Origin of the sequence: Alkalibacterium subtropicum, from assembly GCF_900112455.1 — a bacterium.
GTDB lineage: Bacteria > Bacillota > Bacilli > Lactobacillales > Carnobacteriaceae_A > Alkalibacterium > Alkalibacterium subtropicum.
The window spans coordinates 38,328-60,134 of the sequence record NZ_FOLT01000009.1 but is presented as its reverse complement, the minus strand read 5'-3'; the positions used below and the strand labels follow the sequence as shown (position 1 = coordinate 60,134).

At 47.2% G+C, this 21,807-nt stretch carries 21 protein-coding genes; all 21 read left to right on the top strand.

Going from position 1 to position 21,807, the window contains the following annotated elements; all coding sequences use genetic code 11:
* The first annotated feature begins 6 nt into the window (after positions 1 to 6).
* The 21 genes from BM049_RS08945 to pepT all read left to right on the top strand — a co-directional run bounded on the left by BM049_RS08945 (position 7) and on the right by pepT (position 21,748).
* On the top strand, positions 7 to 453 hold the full coding sequence (locus BM049_RS08945; RefSeq protein ID WP_091530739.1) for a GatB/YqeY domain-containing protein: 447 nt from the start codon (positions 7 to 9) through the stop codon (positions 451 to 453).
* 206 nt (positions 454 to 659) lie between these two features.
* Positions 660 to 1,631 carry a PhoH family protein gene (locus BM049_RS08940; RefSeq protein ID WP_091530736.1) on the top strand — a complete coding sequence of 324 codons (972 nt, stop codon included), beginning with the start codon at positions 660 to 662 and terminating at the stop codon, positions 1,629 to 1,631.
* Positions 1,632 to 2,102 carry an rRNA maturation RNase YbeY gene (gene ybeY / locus BM049_RS08935; protein ID WP_091530734.1) on the top strand — a complete coding sequence of 157 codons (471 nt, stop codon included), beginning with the start codon at positions 1,632 to 1,634 and terminating at the stop codon, positions 2,100 to 2,102.
* Positions 2,086 to 2,481, top strand: coding sequence for a diacylglycerol kinase family protein (locus tag BM049_RS08930; RefSeq protein WP_091530731.1), 396 nt, complete (start codon positions 2,086 to 2,088; stop codon positions 2,479 to 2,481). The genes ybeY and BM049_RS08930 overlap by 17 nt, the downstream gene beginning before the upstream one ends.
* A gap of 13 nt (positions 2,482 to 2,494) precedes the next feature.
* Positions 2,495 to 2,899, top strand: coding sequence for a cytidine deaminase (locus BM049_RS08925; protein WP_091530728.1), 405 nt, complete (start codon positions 2,495 to 2,497; stop codon positions 2,897 to 2,899).
* Positions 2,896 to 3,807 carry a GTPase Era gene (era, locus tag BM049_RS08920; protein WP_091530726.1) on the top strand — a complete coding sequence of 304 codons (912 nt, stop codon included), beginning with the start codon at positions 2,896 to 2,898 and terminating at the stop codon, positions 3,805 to 3,807. The genes BM049_RS08925 and era overlap by 4 nt, the downstream gene beginning before the upstream one ends.
* Positions 3,808 to 3,836: 29 nt before the next feature.
* Positions 3,837 to 4,622: a DNA repair protein RecO gene (gene recO, locus BM049_RS08915; RefSeq protein ID WP_091530723.1), complete on the top strand. Its 786-nt coding sequence runs from the start codon at positions 3,837 to 3,839 to the stop codon at positions 4,620 to 4,622.
* Between the two features lie 327 nt (positions 4,623 to 4,949).
* A complete protein-coding gene (gene glyQ / locus BM049_RS08910) occupies positions 4,950 to 5,879 on the top strand; it encodes a glycine--tRNA ligase subunit alpha (protein ID WP_091530721.1) in 930 nt (309 codons plus the stop codon).
* Positions 5,879 to 7,963, top strand: coding sequence for a glycine--tRNA ligase subunit beta (gene glyS / locus BM049_RS08905; protein ID WP_091530718.1), 2,085 nt, complete (start codon positions 5,879 to 5,881; stop codon positions 7,961 to 7,963). The genes glyQ and glyS overlap by 1 nt, the downstream gene beginning before the upstream one ends.
* An 81-nt stretch (positions 7,964 to 8,044) precedes the next feature.
* Complete coding sequence (locus BM049_RS08900; RefSeq protein ID WP_091530716.1) at positions 8,045 to 9,757, top strand: ABC transporter ATP-binding protein; 1,713 nt, start codon at positions 8,045 to 8,047, stop codon at positions 9,755 to 9,757.
* A gap of 23 nt (positions 9,758 to 9,780) precedes the next feature.
* On the top strand, positions 9,781 to 10,293 hold the full coding sequence (locus BM049_RS08895) for a transcription repressor NadR (RefSeq protein ID WP_091530714.1): 513 nt from the start codon (positions 9,781 to 9,783) through the stop codon (positions 10,291 to 10,293).
* A 73-nt stretch (positions 10,294 to 10,366) separates the two neighbouring features.
* The gene (locus BM049_RS08890) at positions 10,367 to 10,957 is read left to right on the top strand and encodes a hypothetical protein (protein WP_091530712.1); all 591 of its coding nucleotides are present in this window, start codon (positions 10,367 to 10,369) and stop codon (positions 10,955 to 10,957) included.
* A gap of 415 nt (positions 10,958 to 11,372) precedes the next feature.
* Positions 11,373 to 13,244: a DNA primase gene (gene dnaG / locus BM049_RS08885; RefSeq protein ID WP_091530709.1), complete on the top strand. Its 1,872-nt coding sequence runs from the start codon at positions 11,373 to 11,375 to the stop codon at positions 13,242 to 13,244.
* A gap of 29 nt (positions 13,245 to 13,273) precedes the next feature.
* A complete protein-coding gene (gene rpoD, locus BM049_RS08880) occupies positions 13,274 to 14,407 on the top strand; it encodes an RNA polymerase sigma factor RpoD (protein ID WP_091530706.1) in 1,134 nt (377 codons plus the stop codon).
* Between the two features lie 168 nt (positions 14,408 to 14,575).
* Positions 14,576 to 15,196, top strand: a complete 621-nt coding sequence (locus tag BM049_RS08875) for a 50S ribosomal protein L25 (RefSeq protein ID WP_091530703.1) — start codon at positions 14,576 to 14,578, stop codon at positions 15,194 to 15,196.
* A gap of 785 nt (positions 15,197 to 15,981) precedes the next feature.
* Positions 15,982 to 16,896 (top strand): nuclease-related domain-containing protein, encoded by a 915-nt coding sequence (locus BM049_RS08865; protein WP_091530697.1) that lies wholly within the window; start codon positions 15,982 to 15,984, stop codon positions 16,894 to 16,896.
* 107 nt (positions 16,897 to 17,003) lie between these two features.
* Positions 17,004 to 17,582, top strand: a complete 579-nt coding sequence (locus BM049_RS08860; RefSeq protein WP_091530695.1) for a general stress protein — start codon at positions 17,004 to 17,006, stop codon at positions 17,580 to 17,582.
* A gap of 195 nt (positions 17,583 to 17,777) precedes the next feature.
* Positions 17,778 to 18,524: a general stress protein gene (locus tag BM049_RS08855; protein ID WP_177188663.1), complete on the top strand. Its 747-nt coding sequence runs from the start codon at positions 17,778 to 17,780 to the stop codon at positions 18,522 to 18,524.
* A gap of 156 nt (positions 18,525 to 18,680) precedes the next feature.
* Positions 18,681 to 19,382 carry a tRNA (adenine(22)-N(1))-methyltransferase gene (locus tag BM049_RS08850; protein ID WP_091530689.1) on the top strand — a complete coding sequence of 234 codons (702 nt, stop codon included), beginning with the start codon at positions 18,681 to 18,683 and terminating at the stop codon, positions 19,380 to 19,382.
* The gene (locus BM049_RS08845; protein ID WP_177188662.1) at positions 19,379 to 20,509 is read left to right on the top strand and encodes a Nif3-like dinuclear metal center hexameric protein; all 1,131 of its coding nucleotides are present in this window, start codon (positions 19,379 to 19,381) and stop codon (positions 20,507 to 20,509) included. The genes BM049_RS08850 and BM049_RS08845 overlap by 4 nt, the downstream gene beginning before the upstream one ends.
* A gap of 12 nt (positions 20,510 to 20,521) precedes the next feature.
* Positions 20,522 to 21,748 (top strand): peptidase T, encoded by a 1,227-nt coding sequence (gene pepT / locus BM049_RS08840; RefSeq protein ID WP_091530684.1) that lies wholly within the window; start codon positions 20,522 to 20,524, stop codon positions 21,746 to 21,748.
* Positions 21,749 to 21,807: the final 59 nt, after the last annotated feature.

The window sequence follows — 21,807 nt, the reverse complement described above, 5'->3', positions numbered from 1 at the left end:
GACGAGATGAGTAAACTTGATCAACTGAATCAGGATATGAAAACGGCTATGAAACAGAAAGATAAAGAAACACTATCGACTGTTCGTATGTTGAAATCTGCACTTCAGACTGAACAGATCAATAAAGGCGAAGAACTCTCCGAGGAAGAAGAATTAACGATCCTTGCTCGTGAAAAGAAGCAGCGTCTGGAATCTTTGAATGAATTCAAGGCCGCCGGTCGCGATGACCTGGTTTTGAAACTTGAAAAAGAGCTGTCCGTTGTGAATAATTATCTTCCGGCGCAATTAAGTGAAGATGAAGTCCGTACGATTGTTCAGGAAACGATCGCGCAGACGCAGGCATCATCCATGCAGGACATGGGTAAAGTGATGGGTGCGCTGATGCCGAAAGTTAAAGGAAAAGCAGATGGATCTTTAGTAAGCTCTATCGTTAAAGAAGAACTGAATAAGTAAGCCTTTGATCTTGGAAGAACGCTGTTTAGAACTATCTAAACAGCGTTCTTTTTATGCACTGTGAAAGTGGTTGATTAGAAAACAGTGATTTTCTGCAACTTTATAGAGATTTCATCCTATTTATGCTATTATTTATATACTTAAACGACTAATGCATAGGTGCTGATCCAGAGGTCAGGCTTATTTAAAAAGGAGATGTTAACTGCTTGACTGAATCAAATGAGAAGCGACAGATTCAATTAGAAGATTCGCAGCGTGTGTTTGCGCTGTTTGGTCCTCAAAACAGTTATTTAAACTTGATCGAAGAAGAAATGGGTGTGGTCATCAACAGCCGCGGGACCAATCTTGAAGTCGAAGGTAATGGTAACACCATCGACCTGATCGAATCGCTTTTCCAGCAGCTTTTAGTCCTGGAAGAGAAAGGCATCACGATAAAAAAGGCGGATATCGTTTCGGCCATCCGAATGGCCAAACAGGATAAATTATCAAAATTCGTCCGTATGTATGAAGAAGAGATCACGCGCGACAAAGACGGTAAAATACTGCGGGCACGCAACGTCGGTCAGCGCAATTATATCGAGGCGATCAAGCATCACGATATCGTTTTCGGTATCGGACCTGCCGGAACAGGGAAAACCTTCGTGGCGGTGGCGATGGCGGTGGCAGCGATGCGCAGAGGTGACGTCAAGCGTATCATCCTGACGCGGCCTGCTGTCGAAGCGGGTGAGAATCTCGGTTTTCTTCCAGGCGATCTCAAGGAAAAAGTGGATCCGTATCTGCGTCCTTTATACGATGCCTTGTACACGATTTTTGGTACCGAGCATACCAACCGTCTGATCGAAAGAGAAACCATCGAGATCGCACCTTTAGCTTATATGCGCGGACGGACACTCGATGATGCCTTTATCATTCTCGATGAAGCGCAGAACACCACCAGTCAGCAGATGAAGATGTTTTTAACGCGTCTGGGATTCGGCTCTAAAATGGTCATCAATGGCGACATCACCCAGATCGACCTGCCCAGACGAGTAAGCAGCGGACTGATCCATGCGGAACGTGTGTTAAGCAATGTCAAGGGTATCGCACATGTTCACTTTGAAGCGGAAGATGTTGTGAGGCATCCTCTCGTGGCAAAAGTGATCCATGCGTATGTGAATGAAACGGACGTGGAAGATTAAATGGATATAGTGATATACGATGAAACACAAAAGATAACCGAACAGAAAACGACCTGGATGGAAGACCTGCTGCAGTTTGCAGCAGCTAAACTGTCTATCCCGGACAACGCCGGGATTTCGATCACGGTGGTCGATAATCAGAAGATCAGAGAAATCAACAGGGAATATCGGGACAAAGATGCCGTGACGGATGTCATCAGTTTCGCCCTGGAAGACGACGAAGACATTTTCATGACAATCGATATGGAAGAAGGTGACATACCAAGAGACTTGGGAGACATTTTTCTTTCCTACGACAAAGCGGTCGAGCAGGCTGAAGCATACGGCCATTCCGTAGATCGCGAGCTGGGCTTCCTGCTTGTTCATGGTTTCCTCCATCTGAACGGATACGACCATATGACCGAAGCGGACGAGAAGGAAATGTTTTCACTACAAGAGGAGATTTTAAGAGAGTATGGACTCAAAAGATAAGCACGACCTTCCAAGCAAAAACAGAAAATACAGCGACTCGTTCCGCTATGCTTTCCAGGGGGTAAAAACGGCCTTTCAGGAAGAGCGCAATATGCGTACGCATGTACTGACCGGTATTTTTGTCGTGACCTTGTCTTTGTTTCTCGATTTGTCACGCGACGAATGGCTCTGGCTGATCCTTGTCAGCTACCTCGTGTTCGTTATGGAACTGATCAATACAGTCGTTGAGAACCTGGTCGATCTGGTTACGGAAGACTATCATCCGATAGCCAAAAAAGTCAAAGACATGGCAGCGGCAGTCGTTTTGGTCACAGCCAGCTTTGCCGCTGTGATCGGCGTGATTATTTTGTTACCTAAGCTACTACAAATACTAAGATAAAGAGGCGATATAAATGGATGAACAAAAGAAAAAAGATTTGGTACAACAAGCTGACGGGATGCTGAAAAGAGCGTATGTCCCTTATTCACATTTCCCGGTAGGGGCTGCCCTTTTAACTAAAGACGGGAAGACCTACACGGGCTGCAATATTGAAAACGCATCATACAGCCTGTCTAACTGTGCCGAGCGCACCGCGATTTTTAAAGCCGTTTCAGAAGGCGAAAAAGATTTTGATTATTTCGTCATCACAGGCGGGACGGACGAACCGATTTCACCCTGCGGTGCCTGCCGTCAGGTCATGGTCGAGTTCTTTGAACCGGATATGAAAGTCTTGCTGACAAACGAAGACGGAAAAGTCAAAGAAACCACCGTAGCCGACTTGCTGCCGGGTGCGTTCCAGGCGGAGGATATGGTTTGAGCAAACAGGAAACAGCCTATAAATCAGGATTCGTCTCCATCGTCGGCCGCCCGAACGTAGGAAAATCAACGCTGCTCAACCGACTGGTCGGCCAGAAGATCGCCATCATGAGCGACAAGGCCCAGACCACCCGCAACAAGATCCAGGGGATTCACACCACCGATAAAGAACAGATCGTCTTTATCGATACCCCCGGGATCCACAAGCCGAAACACCGTCTGGGGGACTTCATGGTCGAAACGGCTCTGAGCACCTTCAACGAAGTGGATGTCGTGCTGTTCCTGGTCAATGTGGCCGAAAAACGGGGGGCAGGCGACAACTACATTATTGAAAAACTGAAATATGTGGAAAGTCCGGTCTTTCTGGTCCTGAATAAAATCGATCAGGTCCATCCGGATGAACTCCTGCCGATCATCGACGATTACAATAAGCAGATGGAATTTGCAGAGATCGTGCCGATCTCGGCGATGGAAGGCAACAATGTCAGTCATTTAGTGGATACGATCCGTACTTATCTGCCTGAAGGTCCGCAGTTCTATCCGGAAGATCAGGTGACGGATCACCCCGAGTATTTTATCGTCTCTGAGCTGATCCGTGAAAAAGTGCTGGAGCGTACCCGTGAAGAAGTGCCGCATTCCATTGCTGTCGTGATCGAGAGCATGCAGCGCAATGCCGATGACAAAGTGGAAGTCCGGGCCGTCATCAACGTGGAGCGCAAGTCGCAAAAAGGGATCATAATCGGTAAATCAGGTAAAATGATCAAGGATATCGGGATCAATGCGCGCCGGGATATCGAGAAACTCTTAGGAGACAAGATCTATCTCGAGCTGTTCGTCAAAGTTCAGAGCGACTGGCGCGACAAGCAGACCAATCTGAAAGATTTCGGCTACGATAAAGACGAGTATTAAGTTCAACTGGAAAGTGAGAAGGTGACTGAGTGTCTCAGTTAGAAGAAGTACAGGGCATCGTGCTGTCTGTCAGAAAACATCGGGAGCGGGACTATCTCCTCAAGCTTTTTACCCGCGAATACGGTAAACGGATGTTTTTTGTCCGCGGCACGAAGAATCCCAATAACAAGCTGAGACCGGCCATCCAGCCGTTTACTCAGGCGACCTATATCGCCGATATCAGAGACACGGGTTTGAGTTTCCTGCGGGATTCCAAGCATGTGTCGCCTTTCGCTTCGATCCAGCAGGATATCTTTAAAAATGCTTATGCCACCTATATCCTGCAGCTCGCAGATGCCGCTCTGGAAGACAGGCAGGTCGATCCCGGCTTGTATGAACAGCTCAACAGGGGGCTTGAGGCCGTTGACGAAGGGCTGGATGCTGAAGTGATCATGAACATCTTCGAGGTCCGTTTTCTGAGGTACTTCGGGGTCATGCCTGAACTGCGCGGCTGCGTGATCTGCGGACTCACAGAAGGGGCCTTTGATTATTCAAGCCTGCACCACGGCCTGCTGTGCCCGAAACATTTTCACGAAGATGAACGGCGTTACCACGCCAGTCCCAAAGCGATCCATTTTATCCGACTGTTTTCAGTGATCTCTTTTGACAAGATCAATTCGATCTCGGTCAAAGACGAAACGAAAAAAGAAATCAGAGCGGTGATCGATCAGCTTTATGATGAACTGGTCGGGATACGGCTTAAAAGCCGCAAATTCATCGACAGTATGAAAGAATGGGAGAATCTGATGAAACCTCCTGCCGACGCAGCGGATTGAGAAGACGGTGCAACGGGCGTCAAAGTTTAAGATTGACAAATCATTTAATTAAGATAAGATAGACTATAGAAATCGATTAGACAATAGACAAAAAGACATGATGAAGGAAAGAGTAGGAACAGCGGATGATTTTAGCGACTGTGGGCGAGTGGAAGCCACAGACATCACTGTTTTGAAAGGCATCCGGAGTGTCCATTTAAAAGTGCTGGCTTTCATTAAAGAAGTCAGAAGTAGGGTGGAACCGCGAGAAGACTCGTCCCTATACTGAACACGCGTATCAGTATAGAGACGAGTCTTTTTTTGTTTTTTATAAAAGGAGAGAGAAAAATGGAAGAAGTCAAAACTTTTCAAGATATCATCTTAACGCTGCAGCAATTCTGGGCAAAACAGGGCTGCATGCTGATGCAGGCCTATGACACGGAAAAAGGGGCCGGAACGATGAGCCCGTATACATTTTTACGCGCCATCGGACCTGAGCCCTGGAATGCCGCCTATGTTGAAGCGAGCCGCCGACCGGCTGACGGACGGTACGGCGAGAACCCGAACCGTTTGTATCAGCACCACCAGTTTCAGGTCGTCATGAAGCCTTCACCGAAAAACATTCAGGACCTCTACATTGAAAGTCTCAAAGCTCTTGGTATCGATCCACTGAAACACGATATCCGCTTTGTTGAGGACAACTGGGAAAATCCGTCACTCGGCTGTGCCGGTCTGGGCTGGGAAGTCTGGCTGGACGGCATGGAAGTCACGCAGTTCACTTACTTCCAGCAGGTCGGCGGTCTTGAAGTGGACTCAGTGACGAGTGAACTGACCTACGGACTGGAACGTCTGGCTTCTTATATCCAGGACGTCAACAGTGTCTACGATATCGAATGGGCCCCGGGTGTCAAATACGGCGAAATCTTCAAGCACCCTGAGTATGAGCATTCCGCTTATTCTTTCGACCAGAGCGACACAGCCTTTTTATTCAGCCAATTCCAGGCCTATGAGAAGGAAGCCTTGAAGCAGATCGAAAACAACCTGGTCCATCCGGCCTATGACTATGTATTGAAATGCAGCCATGCCTTCAACATGCTAGATGCCAGAGGCGCTGTTTCTGCGACGGACCGTCCGGATTATCTGAAACGCATCCGTCATATGGCACGTCTGATCGCCAAAGCCTTTTTAGAAGAACGCGCAAAACTTTCCTTCCCGCTGATCAAAGACAGTGAAACGGCTAAATGGATCGAAAAGTACGGCGTTAAGGAGGAAAACTAATGACACACACATTTTTACTTGAAATCGGACTGGAAGAGATGCCGGCCAAAGTCGTCTCAGCGTCTGCCAGTCAGTTAAAATCAATGGTCAGCACGCACTTGAAAGAAAACGGCCTGAAACATGGCACAGTCGACGTGTACAGCACGCCAAGACGTCTGGCTGTCAGGGTGGAAGAACTGGAAGAAAAGCAGGCCGACCGCACGGAAACTGTGAAAGGTCCGGCCAAACGCATTGCCCTGGACGATGAAGGCAACTGGTCAAAAGCCGCTATCGGCTTTTCTAAAGGGCAGAAAGCTTCGGTCGAAGATATCGTCTTCAAGGAAGTGAAAGGTGAAGCGTACGTCTTTATCGAAAAAGAAATCAAAGGCCAGTCGGCAAAAGCTGTTCTTGAAACGCTGGCCGACCGTCTGCCGTCCATGACGTTCCCGGTATCGATGAAGTGGGGCAATCATTCTTATAAATTCATCCGTCCGGTACACTGGCTGGTGGCTCTTTTAGATGAAGCCGTCGTCGACATGGAACTGTTTGATGTGGCTTCAGGCAGAGAAACCCGCGGCCACCGTTTCCTGGGCCATTCAGTGACTCTGGACCATGCCAGAGACTACGAAGAAGCTCTGAATCAGGAAGCCGTCATCGTGGACAGAGACGCGCGCAGAAAGATGATCGTCACACAAATCCAGGAGATGTGTCAGGCAAACAGCTGGCAGGATCCGACAGCTAACGCGGCTTTAGTCGATGAAGTCACGGATCTGGTGGAGTTCCCGACGGTCTTTTCCGGTTCCTTCGACGAAGCGTATCTGAAGGTGCCTGAGATCGTACTGGAAACGGCCATGGCCGACCATCAGCGTTATTTCCCTGTGCGCGAGGCAGGCGAAGGCGGCTCATTCCTGCCGTATTTCATTGCTGTGAGAAACGGGAATGACCAAGGGCTCGGCTTTGTACGCAAAGGGAACGAAAAAGTGCTGAGTGCCCGACTGGCTGATGCGGCGTTCTTCTATGAAGAAGACAACAAGCATGCCATCGACTATTTCGTTGAAAAACTGAAACAGGTTTCTTTCCATGAAAAAATCGGGTCGCTTTATGAGAAACAGGAGCGCATCGAACGGATCGCAGACAGCCTTGTTCCGTATTTTACTTTGAAACCGGAACAGGAAGGGGACGTGAAACGCGCTGCCCGCATCTGCAAATTCGATTTGGTGACGCAGACCGTTACAGAATTCACCTCACTTCAGGGTCAGATCGCCGGCATCTTTGCCCGTGAACGTCAGGAGTCAGATACCGTGGCCCAGGCTTTAGCTGAGCAGTATCTGCCGGACAGCATGGAAGGGGGCCTGCCTGAAAGCAAGGTCGGGGCCATCCTTTCGCTTGCTGATAAAATGGATTCTCTGATGTCTTTCTTCGCCATCGGACTGATCCCGACCGGTTCCAACGACCCGTTCGCCTTGAGAAGACAAGCCATGGGGATCGTGCGCATGGTCGAAGCTTTCGACCTCCCGTTGTCTATCAGCGAGTGGATCGACGCCATCATTCATCATGTTCAAAACATCGAAACCAAAGCGTTATATGAACAGAACAAAGAGAATGTCAGCCAGTTCATTCTGGACCGTCTGGATTTATGGCTGTCAAAATATGCCGGTCTGGAAAAAGACTATGATGTCAGAGAAGCCGTTCTGAATGCGTCTCATGACAACCTCGTTGCCTTGATCGATCAGGCCAGAGTCCTGAAAGCAGAGAAGCAGACTGAGCAGTTCAAGCCGGTCGTCGAGTCGCTGACCCGTGTCGCCAATCTGGCTGAAAAAGCGGATCCCAATGTATCAGTGGATGCTGAAAAATTCGAATCCGACTCTGAACGCGAGCTTTATGATGCCGTGACGGCTATACAAATGCTGAATGAAAAAGAAATCAGTGCCGAAGAGACCTGGAAGCAGTTCGTCCAGCTTCATCCGCTGATCGATGCCTTCTTCGATGAAAACATGGTTATGGCCGATGACGAGGCAGTTAAAGCGAATCGCCTGGCTCTTCTGGACCGGATCCATAAACTGGCCCGACCCTTTGCCCAGTTCAGCACACTCGTTATAAAATAAACAGACAAAGAAGGCAGGCGAACTGTCTTCTTTCGTTTATCAGGAAGGTTATATGGAAATAAAATGAAGGAGTTCCATCTTATGTTAAAAAAATTCTTTTCCTATTACCGGCCCTATGGGAAACTGTTCACCCTGGACTTTTCCGCCGCGACCGTTGTGGCCGTACTGGAGCTTGCTTTTCCCATCATGGTCCAGCAGGTCGTTGACCGAATACTCCCGAGTGGAGACTGGCCTCTGATCATCTGGGTCTCTTTAGGCCTCCTCCTCGTCTATATGCTCAATACGGCCCTGCATTATGTCGTCACCTATTACGGACACAAGCTGGGGACGAATATTGAGACAGACATGCGTCAGGACTTATACGATCACCTGCAGAAGCAGTCGTTTTCGTATTTCGATGACCGGGAGACGGGAACACTCATCACCCGGCTCACTTCCGACTTGTTCGAGATCGCCGAAGTGGCGCATCACGGGCCGGAAGACGTGTTCATCACGATCTTTACGTTACTGGGGGCCTTTGGTCTGATGCTGAACGTGCATGTCCCGCTAGCCTTGATGACTTTCTTCCTGGTGCCCTTTATAGCGGTGGCTCTGGGTTTCTTCAACAAGCGCATGACGCAGGTCAACACGCAGATCTATGATGATTTGGCAAACTTCTCAGCAGGGATCGAAGCCTCTGTCGGCGGGATCCGTGTCGTTCAGGCTTTTTCCAATGAAGCATTCGAGCAGGGACGTTTCGACCGTCTGAACCAGGCTTACAAAAAATCAAAGTATCTGTTCTACAAAACGATGGCCATCAGCCATTCCTACAACTACTTTTTCATCCGTTTGATCAGTCTGTTCACTCTGTTTTTCGGCGCCTACTTCACGATACAGGGCGAAATCAGCTACGGGGATCTCGTGGCCTTCATTCTCTTCGCCAATGTATTCGTCCGGCCGATCGAAAAAGTGAATCACATGATCGAAAGCTACCCGAAAGGGATCGCCGGCTTCAGACGTCTGCTTGAAGAAATGGGACGAAGCCCTGAGGTGAAAGATACCGACTATGCCCATGATGTGACCGCGTTAAAAGGGGAAATCGAATACAAGGATGTCCACTTCAGTTATGAAGAAAACCAGGTCGTTTTGGAAGACATCGATTTGTCGATCAAAGCAGGCGAAACGGTTGCCTTTGTCGGTCCAAGCGGGGCAGGGAAGACGACGATCTGTAATCTGCTGCCGCGTTTTTATGATGTCGACAGCGGACAGTTAACCATTGACGGGTATTCCATTAAAGAGATCAAACTGCAGTCCCTGCGCGAGCAGATCGGTGTGGTCCAGCAGGACGTTTTCCTTTTCCCGGGAACGATCAGAGAAAACATCGTATATGGTAAACTGGATGCAACAGATGCTGAAATCGCTGAAGCCGTGAAAATGGCCAATCTGGAAGACGTCGTCAGTCAGCTGCCGAGAGGACTGGACACCATCATTGGAGAACGGGGCGTCAAATTATCCGGCGGCCAGAAACAGCGTCTGTCTATCGCGCGAATTTTCCTGAAAAACCCGCCGATCCTTATTTTAGATGAAGCCACCTCGGCTTTGGATACAGAGACCGAGCAGGCGATCCAGGAAGCTTTAGACAGTCTGTCCAAAGGCAGAACGACCCTGATCATTGCCCATCGACTGGCGACCATCAAAAATGCCGACCGCATCGTTGTCGTGGCTGAAAAAGGCATCGTTGAACAGGGGAGCCATGATGACCTGATCGGACGCGACGGCGCCTATAAAGCGCTGTACGATGCCCAGTTTTCCTAGAATGTTTTTGAAGGAGGTTCACTATGGAAGCAGAACAAAGACGCGAAGAGATTCTTATGCTTTTAACAAACAGTGCCGAGCCGATCGTCGCGCGTGCACTCGCAGAGCAGTTCAATGTCAGCCGCCAGGTCATTGTCGGTGATATCGCGCTGCTCCGTGCTGCCGGGCAGGACATATATTCCACCCCCAAAGGATATATGATGAGAAAGGCAGCTGCACCAGGCGTAACGACACAGCTGGTCTGCGTGCACAGCCGTGAAGAAACGAGAGAAGAGCTCTATACGATCGTGGACACGGGTTGTGAAGTCCTGGACGTCATCGTCGAGCATCCACTTTATGGCATGATCCGGGGCGATCTCAATATATCCAGCCGACTGGAAGCGGATGATTTTATCGAAAGACTGAACGAGACAGATACCTCCCTGCTTTCGACACTCACACACGGCATCCATACGCATACGATCCGGGCCAAAGATGAAACGACCCGTGATACACTGATCGCGAAGCTGAAAGAAAAAGGCTTTATTTACGAATAACCTATTGACATCTCCTTGATCCTCCGTATAATTATTAGGTGTAAAGACACCTATATATACATAAGACAAGGAGATGTTTTTTATCAAACAGACAACCGCACTAAGAAAAACCAACACACTCAGACTGACCCTCACCGCATTGCTGACAGCCATAGCGATCATGATCCCTATGGTCATGCCGATCAAAGTGCTGATCGAACCGGCTTCGTTCACGCTGGCAAGCCATGTTCCGATCTTTTTTGCCATGTTTTTGTCGCCATTCATTGCTGTGATGGTATCACTGGGATCGGCAGTCGGCTTTCTGCTTGCAGGTTTTCCGATCGTCATCACACTTCGGGCGCTCAGCCATGTCGTCTTTGCACTCATCGGCGCACTTTATCTGCAGTACAGACGCGAAGAGGTCCTTGCCTCACCGCTTAAAAGCCAACTGTTTTCCTTTACGATCGGGATCCTCCATGCCTTAGCAGAAGTTGCCGTTGTCTCTCTGTTCTTCTTTGGACTGATCGGGAGCGGAGATTACCAGGCTGGCTTTTTCTACGCTGTCTTTTTACTGGTCGGTGTCGGGACTGTTGTTCACAGCATGGTCGACTTCCTGATTGCTCAAGTTATGTGGAAGAGTATGGGCAGCCGCATGATTCAGCTCGCCAGAAAAGTCAAAGCTTGATAATTGAATCAGAATAATTTGAGAAAGGCTGGAATTCCTGTTCCAGCCTTTTCCTTTTTTATCTGGTGGTAATAAGGGAGCGGAAAAACTTTGAATGCTTCGGTCACTGGGAGCAGTGTCAAAGGAGCTTAAGCGACTAGTTCGTCAGATGTTTTCTCAGGAAGTAGTGTCAAAGAAAGTTGAGTGACTCGTTAAGTGCTTACTAGCACAGGAAGTGGTGTCAAAGCCGCTCCACTTTATAGGTTACCGAGACAATGTCTCAGTACTGTGAAGATCTCTGCATTCTTTTGCAACTTGGAAGCTGAATTATTTACATAATATAGAAACTTTGGTATACTAAAGATTGGTTATTATAGGGTTAGTGTGCCTTTTCATTAACTGCTATAATGCAACAGGACACGAAGGGGGATGAAGAATGAGTAGAATACCTGATGAAACAATTAATTCTATTCGAGAACAGACAGACATTGTTCAAGTCATTTCTCAATATCTTCAGTTAAGAAAGTCCGGGCAGAATCACTTTGCTTCCTGTCCTTTCCATGATGATAAGACGCCATCCTTTTCGGTCAGTGAAAAGAAACAGATCTATCATTGTTTCAGCTGCGGCAGAGGCGGGAACGTCTTCAGTTTCCTGCAGGAGATCGAAGGGATCTCTTTCGTGGAAGCCGTCGGTAAAACAGCCGAACTGTCCGAAATCCCTGTCGACCAGACCTTGTTTGATCAGGCAGTAAAGAACCGGCCGAATGCCGATTCAACCAGAGGGAAGCTGCTTTCGGTCTATGAAAAAGCAGAACACTTCTATCATCATGTCCTAGTGAATACAAAAGCCGGAGAAGCGGCATACCAGTATCTGCTGGACCGGGGCATGACTGAAGAAAGTATCGACACATTCAAAATCGGGTTTTCTCCCCCGCAAAGAGAAGCCTTAAAAATGTATCTGGAAAATGAAGGGTTGAGTGAAGCAGAGATCCTGAAAAAAACAGGTCTATTCTCTGACAGGGACGATGACACGTTTTACGATCGCTTCACGAACCGCATCCTTTTCCCGATCAAAGATGACAAAGGTCATACCGTAGCCTTTTCTGGCCGGGCCTTTATGGATAATGAAGACGGACAGATACGGACGGCCAAGTACATGAACAGCCCGGAGACGGAATTGTTCAACAAGCGCCGGGTTTTGTTCAACTATGACAAAGCCAGACCGGTCATCCGTCGTGAAGGTGAAGTCCTCCTGTTCGAAGGTTTTATGGATGTCATTTCAGCCTGGCAGGCAGGGGTTAGAAATGGCCTTGCCACGATGGGGACGAGCCTGACAGAAGAACAGGTCCATACACTGGACAAGGTGACGGATCATGTCGTGATCGCCTATGACGGAGATTCGGCAGGTTTGGACGCGATCAAGCGAGCGACGGATTTCATTACCAATGAAACGCATTTCTCTATTGAAATCGCCGCTTTTCCGGAAAAAATGGATCCCGACGATTTTATTCAGAAAAAAGGCGCAGAGGCTTTCAAGGATTTCCTGGCACACGGCCGGGACACCCTAATGAGTTTTCTGATGAAATACCACAAAAAAGAAGTCAACTTAAATAATGAAAGTGACCGGTTGAAATATATCGATACGGTATTAAATGAACTGACACGGGTCACATCGGCCGTTGAGCGGGAAATGTATCTCAATCAACTGGCCGAAACCTTCGATCTGTCCACGGAATCTTTAAAAGAACAGATGCACGGACATATCATCGAAAATCAGAAAGAACGCCGCAAGCAGCAGAAGAAGCGCACTGAGCGGCAGCAGGTAAAAACACCTGAACAACCGACCGTGGTGCTTCGTCAGAACAAACCGAAGCAGACAGCGGCCATGAAAGCTGAAAACGCCTTGCTGTATCGTCTGTTCACCGATAATGACGTCTGGCAGAAACTGAATGCCCTAGACAAGGAACTGGCTTTTTCAGTGGAATCGAACCAGCTCTTATTTATTCTTTATGAAGAATTTTATCATTCACATGATCATCCGAATGTGCAGTCTTTCATTGATTTCCTTCCGGACGAGAAGCTGAAAAGCCGAGCATCTGAAATCATGTGGCTGTCCCTATCTGAAGACATCGCGCCAGGTGAGATCGAAGATTATCTGAATCTGATCTGTAATCGCCAGCCGCTGGAAGACCGCATCAAGAACAAGCGGGAAGAACTGGTCGATGCCCAAAGAGCCGGGGACAAACAGAGACAGCAGTCATTAAGTATCGAGATCATCAACTTATACCGTCAATTAAAAAATAAATAAATAGAATAAATCAGGAGGCATGTCATTTTATGGCAAAAACAACGAAGAACAACAAGAAAAAGCCTGAAGAAAAATACGAACTCGCAGTTGTCCGTTTTATTAAAGACTTGAAGAAAAAGAAAGAACAGACCGTTTCCTACGTCAAGATCACAGATGAACTGGCAGAACCTTTCGGACTGGAAAAAGAAAAGATGGATGACCTGGTTCAGAAACTGGAAGATGAAGGGATCGGGGTCGTTGACGAAGAGGGTAATCCGTTGACGAAGCAACTCGAGAAACAGGAAAAAGAAGCTGAAAAAGCGAAGAAAGAAGAAATGATCGCTCCTCCTGGTGTGAAGATCAATGACCCTGTCCGCATGTATCTGAAAGAGATCGGACGTGTCGATCTGTTGTCAGCCGACGAAGAGGTCTCTCTTGCCAAGCGCATCGAATCCGGCGACACCCTGGCGAAACAGGAACTGGCTGAAGCCAACCTCAGACTGGTCGTATCGATCGCCAAGCGTTATGTCGGCCGCGGGATGAGCTTTTTGGACCTGATCCAGGAAGGGAACATGGGACTGATGAAAGCCGTCGAGAAATTCGACTATGAAAAAGGCTTCAAATTCTCCACGTATGCGACATGGTGGATCAGACAGGCCATTACCCGTGCGATCGCCGACCAGGCCCGTACGATACGTATCCCTGTGCACATGGTCGAAACGATCAACAAGCTGGTCCGTATCCAGAGACAATTGCTGCAGGACTTGGGCCGAGAACCGACGCCGGAAGAAATCGGTGCAGAAATGGACCTGCCGACTGAAAAAGTCAGAGATATCCTGAAAATTTCACAGGAACCTGTTTCTTTAGAAACGCCGATCGGTGAAGAAGACGATTCACATTTAGGCGACTTCATTGAAGACGACGGTGCTACAAGTCCGGCTGACAATGCGGCGTATGAACTGTTGAAGAACGAACTGGAAGATGTGCTGGACACCTTGACGGACCGGGAAGAAAACGTTTTGCGTCTGAGATTCGGTCTGGATGACGGGCGTCAGCGTACACTGGAAGATGTGGGTAAAGTTTTTGGTGTTACACGTGAACGTATCCGTCAGATCGAAGCGAAAGCCTTGAGAAAACTGCGTCACCCAAGTCGTTCCAAGCAACTGAAAGACTTTTTAGAATAAAAATGTCAGGACAGAGAAGCAGGAAAAGCGGGAAATCGACTGTAAAGTAAAAGTTCTTGTCGCTTTTCTTTGCAATCTGTTCACAATTTTGGTATACTGATTTCTGGCTTGTTCAGTTAATGAAATATGCTATTTACTTAAAATAAAATCGTGGAAGGTGAAAATTTTATGAAATTAACAGCGACAAAACGTACCGAAACAGGAAGTTCAGCTTCAAGAAGAGCAAGAGAAGAAGGCATGATCCCAGCAGCGATCTACGGGAGAGAAGTAGAAACCGTAGCTGTTTTATTGAACAGAAAAGAATTCGAAATGACTTTGCGTGAAGTTGGCGCAAACGGCGTATTCGACGTCGAAGTGGATGGAGACACTTACCATGTTTTCGTTAAAGAAAAAACAAACGCGGCGTTGAAACCTGAAATCTATCACGTGGACTTGTTAGCCTTTACTAAAGGTCAAAAAGTCAACATGACGATCCCAGTCTATATCACAGGCGAAGAAGAAATCAAAGAAGGTATCGTATCACAATCTATCTCTGAATTAGAAGTGAACGTGGCGCCTGCTGAAGCTCCTTCAGAATTCACTGTTGACGTTTCAGAAATGGAAATCGGCGACACGAAACATGTTTCTGATATCGCGATCGACGACAGCATCGAATTGCTTTCAGACACAGACTCAACAGTAGTATCTGTTTCAGCTCCTCAAATCGAAGAAGAGCCTGAACCAACTGCTGACGACGAAATGCCTGAACCAGAAGTTATCGGTGAAGACGAAGACGATTCAGAAGAATAAGATTCTCCCGATCAGCATTTAACTGAATAATTTAAAAAGACCGAGTGTTTTATGTGTTTACATAGAGCATTCGGTCTTCTTGTTATGTTGAAACGGGCCGATCGTCCCGTTTCGTCAGCATTGAGCAGATTTGATTGGACCAGACGCGCCTTTAAGCGCGTCTGTCCCTTCATAAAGCTTGAAGCGAAGATGAAAGATCAGGCGGAGCGCCTGATCACGACCTGTCGGGTTCTTATCTCAACTTTTTTGTCAAGTGCGGGTGAACTTCTGTCTGCTCAGCTTATAAAGGATGTTCAGATAGCTTAAAGAATATACCTTCTGCCTACCCGACACTATTCTTTTCACACTAGTCACTATAAGGTCTCACTTGTACCTGCTCATGTCTCATATAAGATGGGGTTTGTCTTATATGAGGCAGATAGTGACCAGTCAGTAACACATTCAATATCGGGTAGGCATCAAAATGGTCTTTTGTTGCCTACCCGTAAAGGTATGGCCAGTGAGTGGTCACTAAACGGGCTTTGTTTTGACCACTCACTGGTTAATCAAAATAAGAGAAGATAGAACACACCTTAATTATGACCCACCCAGCAGATGCTGATTTCGACTGGTCAAAAGCATTTTCTTTTATGATGACTCACTGTTTTTTTCTTCCTCGAGTTAGTCTAACTTCTACCTCTCTTCCCATTATCACCATCTCTACTGAAGGTGAAAATAAAAAATGTGGCAAATTTCGTGAGTTTTTTCATCTTTGGTAAATAGTATTAACTAAGGAGGAGAAAACAATGGAAATACTAAAGCAACGTGACAAACCAGAACTTTTGCATTATCTGCAGCTATTGAATAAACGGATGATTCTGCCCATCGATCAGAAGCGTTCATTGTATAATCTGGAAAAGGGGTTCGAAGGTGAGCGCTATTTTGATGATCAAGTCGAACAGTATTTTAGCGGCGAAGGCCTGATCCTCAATGATGTACTGCTGGTAATCAACGGAACGATGATTCAGATCGATACACTTATCATTACGGCAGAAGGGGTAAGGATTTATGAAGTGAAGAATTATCAGGGGAACTATGATATGCAGGCGGGACGTTTACTGACGATGAGTGGTCAGGAAGTGCTTAATCCTTTGTCACAGATCAGTCGTTCATTGATAAAATTCAGTCAGTTGTTCAAAGAACTGAAATGCGATGAGGCTGTAAAGGGTTCGGCCGTCTTTGTCGATCCTTCATTTTTTCTTTATCATGCCTCGCAATCTGATCCAATCGTTTTTTCAAATCAGATTGAAAGACACTTTTCAGAATTGAGCAGTATAGCAACGCATTTAAACAAGAACCACCAAATACTGGCAGAAAAGCTTCTGGAACTGCATGGAAAAAACGTTTCATATAAAAAAGAATTACCTTCCTGTGACTACAGCGCCTTGAAAAAAAGCCTTTTCTGCAAGGAATGTGGCAGTACCGACTTAAAGCTGACCCAAAGGAGCTGCCTGTGCAGAAAATGTCAGCGTATAACGACTATTGAAGAGAGCTGTCTTCACAATATCAGTGAACTGAAGTACTTGTTCCCGGAGAAAAAAGTGACCACGGCTTCGGTATATGAGTGGTGTGGGGGGCAACTCACAGCCAAGCGGATACGCCAGATCCTAAAGCGCAATTTCAGTCAGAAGGAAAAAACGGCAGCGACGCATTACGAGTAATGTCATGTATCGGGAAAAGACGTATTATTCGTTTTTTAAGCGCATACTTCTTATAATGAGTATAGAGACACATTTGAGAGTTTAAACTTTAACAGGAGGTTATATTGATGGTAAATGCGAACAAGACAGTGGTAGGCAGCTATCCCACTCAGGATGAAGCGCTGGATGTTGTCAGCAAACTGAAAAATGAAGGCTATCCGAAAAACGATATCATCCTGTATTCCAACGAAGAACAGTCTAATGCTCTGACGCATTACGAAGCCCATGATGTGGTGGTCGATCCGGATAACACAGCGGAAACGAAAAAGTATAAAGATGAAAAAGATCAGTCCATGTGGGACAAAATCAAAGATGCATTTGTGACAGATACCTATGATCACGAAAAAGAACACAAGCGTGCCAACTACGATCAATCAAATGATATCCTTTATCCGTACAGAGATGACATTGCCAAAGGGCATTTTGTCGTGGTGGTCGAAAACTATCGCGGTCAGCCAACAGAAAGAGCCGCAGATGCAGGCAATACTGCCGCGATGCCTTCGGATACAGGTAATGTCGATGATCCGGGCAACACCTCAGCCATGCCTTCTGACACCGGAAGGACGACCGATCTGAACAAAGATCAGACGACTGAGAACAGAGAATTTAACCGTTCTGAGGAAACCAGAGACCGCTACAAAAAATGATCACTCGTTCCCCCTTGTCTATTGCCTGCTGATTTAAACAGCAGGCAATAGATTTTTTTGCTCTATATTAACGGGCAGTCCTTTGCAGGGGTTAGTATAAGGGCTATTTCTAGAATTATCAGCAGGCGTGACTTATAATAAAAACAAGTGGGAAAAGAGATGGCCTCACTTAAATTCACAACAGGAGGAATCGTTATGCAGGAGAAAAATAAAACGGTTGTAGGCAGCTATGACACACGTGATGAAGCCTTAAATATTGTCCACAAGCTGAAAGATGCGGGCTATCAGAAAGAAAACATCATACTTTATGCAAATGAAAACGTGACCCAGACCCAGAGTGATTATGAGGCAGTAAACGTTGAAGCAGATACGACCCCGACACGCGAAACCAGAGAAACGAACAAAGACGATCAGTCCTTATGGGAGCAGATTAAAGATGCCTTTTCATCAGACACTTATGATCACGATGAACGGCGCAGAGATGCCAGCTATAATCAGGAAGACGATCTGCTTTATCCATACAGAGACGACATCAAAAGCGGTAAAGTCGTTGTGGTGCTGGATGGCTATAAAGGGGAAGATCTGAACCAATACAACTCTGCAGCTGCAGTCCATGATACGGACGGAGGAACACCGCGAACCACGCCTGTCAATAGAGCAGAAGACGACCGGGCGACTCACAGCGTAGACAGAGATCACGACAAGTTGGGTAAGACTGATAGAAATACGTCAGACAAAACGGATACAGCCAACGGGAAAGCTGATCTGGACAATTACAAAGGCGTCAGGGACACAGATCCGGATACAAAAGTGAATCCGAGTGGCGGCAAGCGTGACCTGACCAAACAAGATGACAATACGAGCGGAGATATCAATGATCCGCTGACTGGCGGACGTGACTTTTCACGTGAAGATGAAGACATGGACGCTTACAAAAAATAAAATCCAGTAGACGGTGGTTGAGTCTATTGCCTGGTTTCTGATGCGGGCAATAGACTTTTTTTACATAAACACCTTTACTGTAAAAAAATCAGTCTCTCTTTTCAATTCTATAAAAAAACTGGTAAAATAAAGAGAGTAGAACAGAAGAGGTGACCTATGAATTCAGTAAATTTATCCAAACGGCTCCAAGTCGTTGCTGATTACGTTGAAAAAGGGGCAAGGCTGGCCGATATCGGTTCCGATCACGCCTACCTGCCGTGTTATCTGGCACAGAACAAGCAGATCGACTGTGCTGTTGCCGGCGAAGTCGTTGAAGGACCGTTTTTAAATGCCGTAAACGAAGTGTCCCGATTGGATCTGGAAGAAACCGTCAGTGTGCGTTTGGGCAATGGCCTGCAGGTCTTAAATGACTATGACGCAATCACCACTATAACGATCGCGGGTGTCGGTGGCCCACTGATCGTGCGTATACTGGAAGAAGGCAGACAGTTGGGTAAACGAACGGGTCAGGAAACGCTGATCCTGCAGCCGAACGTCAATGAACGGGCAGTGCGTGAGTATCTGATGAATGAGTCCTATGCCATCGAAGCAGAAACGATCCTGGAAGAAAACGGGAAGCGCTATGAAATAATCAAAGCGAAACCGTCAGCTGACAAGCCGGCTTACGATGAGAAGGATCTTTTGTTCGGCCCCTTCCTTCGTCAGGAAAAATCGTCCGTTTTTAAAGAGAAATGGAAAGGCGAAGCAGGGAAAACAAGATACGTCCTGGAACAGATGGAAAAGGCGGAACGAAAAAATAAAGAAAAACTGGAAGAATTGAATGCACGGTTGAAGTTAATCGAGGAGATGATCAAGTGAACAACGTGAATGTATCAGATGTCATCAGTCAGATCGATCAGCTTGCGCCCCCGGACTTGGCAGAGAGCTGGGATCCCATCGGTTTATCTTTTGGAAGCGTCAGACAATCAGTCAAGCGCGTGCTCGTCGCCCTGGACGTCGATAAAGATACGATCGAAGAAGCCAAACAGAAACAGGCTGACCTGATCGTGACCCATCATCCGGCAATTTTCACCTCTCAGAAAACGCTGAATCAGGAAGATGAAAGAAGAAAGCAGTACATCGACCTGATCAAATCGGACATTGCCGTTTATTCTGCCCATACGAATCTGGATGCGGCAGCCGGCGGGATGAACGACTGGCTGGCGGACAGCTTGGGTATCAGTGAAGACGATCGCCAGGTCATGTCAGTCAGTTTGCAGCGTGGCTTCAAGAAACTGGCTGTGTATGTCCCGGATCACGCTTCTGATGATGTCCGCAAAGCCCTCCATGCTGTCGGAGCCGGTGAAATCGGCGCGTACACGGATGTTTCCTATACACTGAGTGGTTATGGCCGTTTTACGCCACAAGAGGGGGCAGACCCGGCAGAAGGCGAAATCGGCAAAGCAGCGCGCATCCATGAGGAGCGTATCGAAATGATGGTCAAAGATGCTGATGTCATGAAAAGTATCGCAGCTTTGAAAGCAGCCCATCCATATGAAGAACCCGTGTACGATATTTTTACTCTCGAGTATCTGTCAGAGCCCTTTGGGTTTGGACGTGTAGGTGTGCTGAAGGAGCCCCTTTCCGCATCAGACCTGGCCGAAAAAGTGAAAGAGCAGTTTGATGTTGACGGCGTGAGGTACGGGTCGGTCAATGCCGACAGAAAGCACACCAAAATAGCAGTTCTAGGAGGGTCCGGTGAAAAGTACTACAAAGAAGCGCTCAAAAAAGGGGCGACCCTTTATATTACCGGAGACATTTCCTACCATGGCGCTCAGGATATGCTGCGGTACGGTCTGGACTTTATCGATGCCGGCCATTATATGGAAGCCATCGCTGTACCGAAACTGTATGAATATCTGAACCAGTGTAAAGAGTACAATCAGTGGGACATAGAAATACTGAAAGCAGAAACACAGAAAGACGTATTTACTTATATCAAATAGAGGCGGGATAACATGTACAAGAACTTAGTCGATCGTTTTTTAGAATATGTCAAAATCGAAACACAGTCAGACAGCTCATCAACTACGGTTCCTTCAACGCAGACACAGGTCGCATTTGCCAGGAAACTGATGGCAGATCTGAAGGAGATCGGTATGGAAGAAGTGGAATACAATGATGCCAACGGTTTTGTCACAGCGACCCTGCCGTCGAACACGGACAAAGAGGTGCCGGTCATCGGCTATATCGCACATATGGACACCGCTGATTTCAATGCTGAAAACGTCGATCCCCAGATACATGAAAATTATGACGGCGGAGAGATCGTTCTGAATAAAAAACTGGGGGTCAAACTATCACCGAAAGATTTTCCGAATATGAACAACTACATCGGACAGACCCTGATCACCACAGATGGCACGACCTTGCTTGGATCCGATGACAAGTCAGGTATCGTAGAGATCTTTGCCGCAATGGAACACCTGATCAGCAATCCGGACATCAAGCACGGCAAGATCCGTATTGCTTTTGGCCCGGATGAAGAGATCGGCGTCGGCGCAGACCGTTTTGACGTGGATCACTTTGCCGCAGATTTTGCTTATACGATCGACGGCGGACCGGTCGGCGAACTGCAGTACGAAAGTTTCAATGCCGCAGGTGCCAATGTACTGATCCAAGGCAAAAACGTCCACCCCGGTACGGCGAAAGGGAAAATGGTCAATGCCCTGAAACTGGCTATTGCCTTTGACGAAGCCCTGCCCAGTCAGGATGTTCCGGAAGAAACTGAAGGTCGTGAAGGGTTTTTCCATCTCATGGGACTGACAGGCACAGTTGAAGGGGCGTCAATGAACTATATCATCCGTGATCATGATAGAGAATTGTTTATCAAGCGCAAACAGCTCATGCGTGATATCGCGATCCGCTTGAACGCACCGTTTGAAGAAGAACGTGTCAAAGTGATCATGAAAGATTCTTACTACAATATGCGTGATGTCATCGAAGAAGACATGCGACCAGTCGAACTGGCTGATAAAGCGATGAAGAACCTGGATATCGAACCAGACGTCAAACCGATCAGAGGCGGGACAGACGGCTCGAAAATCTCATTTATGGGTCTGCCGACGCCGAATATTTTTGCCGGCGGAGAAAACTTCCATGGCCGCTATGAATTTGTCGCCATCGAAAGTATGGAAAAAGCGACAGATGTCCTCGTTGAAATCGCACGTCTGGCAGCTGAATAAGGGGTCGAAAGGATCGAAAGCTGAGAGGCTTTCTTTCCTTTCTTCTTTTATGCTTACAG